Raw genomic sequence first — 3,501 nt, 5'->3', positions numbered from 1 at the left:
AAGTCGACTGGCACTTCACCACCGACGACGCACGCGTGAAACTGCGCCACCTCTACCCAACCACACAGCAAAATTAAGCCGCGACAATCTACTAGGTCCACAGTCGGCACAGCAGTTTGCTGTTCGGATCCGGGGCCGTCGCTGGGCCGTCCGAGGGCGGCCGACGACGGACGACGACAGTTGCCGACGGCTCTTCCCCTGCTCAGAGACGGTGGTTCGGGTACCGGGGTAGGTGCTCATCCGTGAAGCAGAGTTGAGGAAGTCCAGGGGTTCCCCGTGCCACACCCGTGCCAGATCCAGCGGGGAGCCACCTGGAACGGCAGTGGTCGGCGGGTGACTGCCCCTCGATCAGCCCATGTGGACAGTTCGCAGGTCAGGTATGGCCGTCACTGGCCGATCCGGCTAGAGCAACGGATCAGAAGGTGCCCGTGCCCCATCCGTGCCCGATCGCACGGGGAACCGCGGGGAATCACGGTGCCGAGCGGGCTCCACAGAGCGATCTTCAGAAAACGAAGGTTAGCTGAAAGGGCGCGCAGCCTCCGGCGGACCGGCTCCGCGGTCCGGTGCGTGGTCGATTCGGTATGCCCTCGTAGTCCCGCAGGCGGGCCGCGACCGTTTCGTCGGCCAGATCCTGGCCCCGCTGGGTGAGGCGTCGTGTGCGGTGCTACACCGCCACCCCGAAAGGAAGTCGCCATGTCCTATCCAGAACCCCGCTACTTCGGCGAAAGGGGCCAGGTCAGCGCACTGTTCCTGCCTGCATCCCCGCAACCCGACACCGGTTCCAGCGACTTCGGGATCAGCTACGTGGCCAAGCAGGAGAACACCAACGGCGAGTTCGGCCTGTACAAGATCGACATGGGGCCGAAGGCCATGGGCGCCACGGAACACTTTCACCGCACGATCTCCGAGTCCTTCTACGTCCTGTCCGGGGAGGTCCGGCTCTACAACGGCGAACACTGGGTCACAGGAGGCGAGGGAGACTTCCTCTACGTGCCGGCCGGCGGGCTCCACGCCTTCCATAACGACAGTGACGACCCGGTGTCGCTGCTGCTGCTCTTCACACCGGGCGCTCCCAGGGAGGAGTACTTCGAGAAGGTGGCGGAGTACTCACAGCGCAGCCGCGAAGAGTTGAAAGCCTTCCGGGTCAGGCACGACCAGTACAACACCGACATGCTCGACGACTAGGGTCTTTCGTTTGGATCAGGCCGGATCAGGGAGCGGGGTCTCGTGCCGTGCATCGCGAGGCGGAGGAGGGCGTCATGGCGGAGCCATGGCAACCGACGACAACGCGGCTGGGGGTACCCCCTGCTCGAAGAGCTTGGGGGAACGGTGCCAGCGCCCGCGAGCCCGGTCTGATCCAAACGAGTGGCCCTAGGCTGCACCGAGTGCTGCGGTCCCCGCGTCGCACGCCCGGAACTGCCCGAAAGTCGCCCCGGTCCCCAGGGGCCTCAGAAGGCCCCTGATGGGCACGTCATGGAAACGGAAGGCCGAGTAAGGACAGGGAACGATCACACAGGTACGGAAGACTGCACCGCGTTGACCAGCCTGAACAGCGAAGCCGGGGAAAGGCCATCACGGACAGGGCAGGCTACAGACCCTCTCCTAAAACGGGCGTCGCAGGTTCGAATCCTGCCGGGGGCGCAGAGAGAAGGACCGGCTCAGGAGGGATTTCGTCCCGGGCCGGCCCTTCGGCGCTTCAGGGGTCGTGCCACGCGCGCGCCACTACGTGGAGGAGTCCTGGCCCGGATCGAGCATGGCGTTTGGGACGAAGAGGCTCAGCCGGAACATGGTCGGTTGCGTCAGGCGCCCACAGAGCCTGTCCACCCGCACCGACGTCCAGTCGATCTGCGTGTCCGACGCTCGGAGACGGCGGATATGAGCGTGCCATTCCGCCTCGTCCTGGGTTTCGAAAAGGACCTCCCAGCGGCCCGCGTCACGCGCGAAACGAGCAGCAGCCCGCTGCACCTCGTCCTGCTGGTGACGCCTTCTCTTGCGCTGCCCTGGCATCGGCCCAGCATCGCCAGCTTCGACCATCACAGCAAGGCCAATACCTATCCCCAGGACCGGAGGCCCCTCCCCCGCCCTCCCGAATCATGGTCCCAAGCCGGTCGGCGATGGCTCGGTCTCGGTCGTTGGTCATGCGCTGGTAGATCAGCGCGGCACGGCGGCGGCTGCCGCACCAGCCACGCCGTCAAGGAAGCACCAGCAGCAGCTGGATGCACCTGCGGAGAGTGAATCGACAGGCCCGTCCGACTGCACTGCTCCGCCGGCGCATTCGCCTCCAGCGATCCCCACACGCCGATCACGAGAGCCGTTGGCCTGGACGCACCCGCCGATCGCAGCGCCAGGAGATCACTGGCACTTCTTCCAGGCCAGGTGGTACACGGTTTGGATGCTGCCGTCCGTCGAGTCCATCTCCATGAAGCTGGTGGCGCTCGGGCTCGAGGTGCCGCGATCGACCTGCAGTTCAGTGTTGATGGTGAGGTTGCGATCCTCTCCGCAGCGGGCGACGTCCCGGGCGGCGATGTGCACGGTGTCGGTCGTCTGCCAGTCGTTGTTGAACCCGCCTGGGAAGTGATGGGTGAAGTTGGTGGTGTGGGCATCTCCCTGGAGGTGGTAGCTGGCCCGTTGGGTCCCGGACGCGCCCGGCGCCAGTGACGCGAAGCCCATGTAGGTGGCGGACACGATCGCGTACGTGGAGCGGCGACCGGGGACGTGCAGAACCAGGTTGAGCTGACAGTTCTTCCGGTCGGTCGGCGGCGAGCTGGGCCCCACCTGGGCGAGGTAGTTACTGTAGGTGACGGTGAAGGTGGTTTGGTCGGGGGAGATGGCCACGGCGGCCGTCCCCGGCGGGCAGCCGGAACCATTGGCCGTCACGCTCTCGATGACGATCCGGGCCGGCGGCGGGGGCGGGTGGCCGCCGAAGGCCGCCGAGCCGAACAAGGATGTGGCGACACCAGTCGCGGCCAGCGCGCGGAGCACCATGGGCTTCCCTTCAGTCGTCCACGGATCCAGGGCGGTCGTCGCTATCCGAGCCCGATCCCCGGTTTTCCCGTGGGCATCGCACCACACGCTGCGTGTCCGCGCACAGAAGGTGACGCTCCAGTCACTCAAACGGCCTTCAGGGTGGAGACCTAGTTCACCCACACACGGGGACAGAGCGACGCGAAGTCTCCAACCACTGTCTGACGTCCATCGTTGACATCAACGAACACGGACAGCGGCGTACCTCCTGGATAACCGGCGTACGGCGCGCAGCAGTAAGACTCCGAGTCCGCAGAGCCCGGACCGAACTCCAAAAGCGGGTGTCGCAAGGTTCGAATCCTGCCGGGGCACAGAGAAGGGCCAGCTCAGGGAGGTTTTCCCCCAGAGCCAGGCAGCGGGCCGGGACTCCGTGGTGACGGCTCCCCCGTTATGTTTTGCGCGGTCCTGCAAGAGGGCCGCTGGCCTCCGGGCCCGGCATGACTGTTCCCCCCTGTCGAACGGATGACCTGGGGGGTG

Annotated in this window: 3 protein-coding genes; 1 reads left to right on the top strand and 2 read right to left on the bottom strand. The window is 66.0% G+C overall.

Annotation, left to right across the window (positions count from 1 at the left end; genetic code table 11):
* The first annotated feature begins 693 nt into the window (after positions 1 to 693).
* Positions 694 to 1,185: a cupin domain-containing protein gene (locus tag ABZ845_RS31800; protein WP_360986981.1), complete on the top strand. Its 492-nt coding sequence runs from the start codon at positions 694 to 696 to the stop codon at positions 1,183 to 1,185.
* A 537-nt stretch (positions 1,186 to 1,722) separates the two neighbouring features.
* Here the strand turns inward: ABZ845_RS31800 and ABZ845_RS31795 are convergent.
* Positions 1,723 to 2,007 carry a hypothetical protein gene (locus ABZ845_RS31795; protein WP_360986978.1) on the bottom strand — a complete coding sequence of 95 codons (285 nt, stop codon included), beginning with the start codon at positions 2,005 to 2,007 and terminating at the stop codon, positions 1,723 to 1,725.
* A gap of 345 nt (positions 2,008 to 2,352) precedes the next feature.
* Positions 2,353 to 2,985, bottom strand: a complete 633-nt coding sequence (locus ABZ845_RS31790) for a DUF4360 domain-containing protein (protein ID WP_360986975.1) — start codon at positions 2,983 to 2,985, stop codon at positions 2,353 to 2,355.
* Positions 2,986 to 3,501: the final 516 nt, after the last annotated feature.

This window comes from Streptomyces sp. NPDC047022, from assembly GCF_040644155.1.
GTDB lineage: Bacteria > Actinomycetota > Actinomycetes > Streptomycetales > Streptomycetaceae > Streptomyces.
This window is presented reverse-complemented; position numbering and strand designations above follow the sequence as displayed.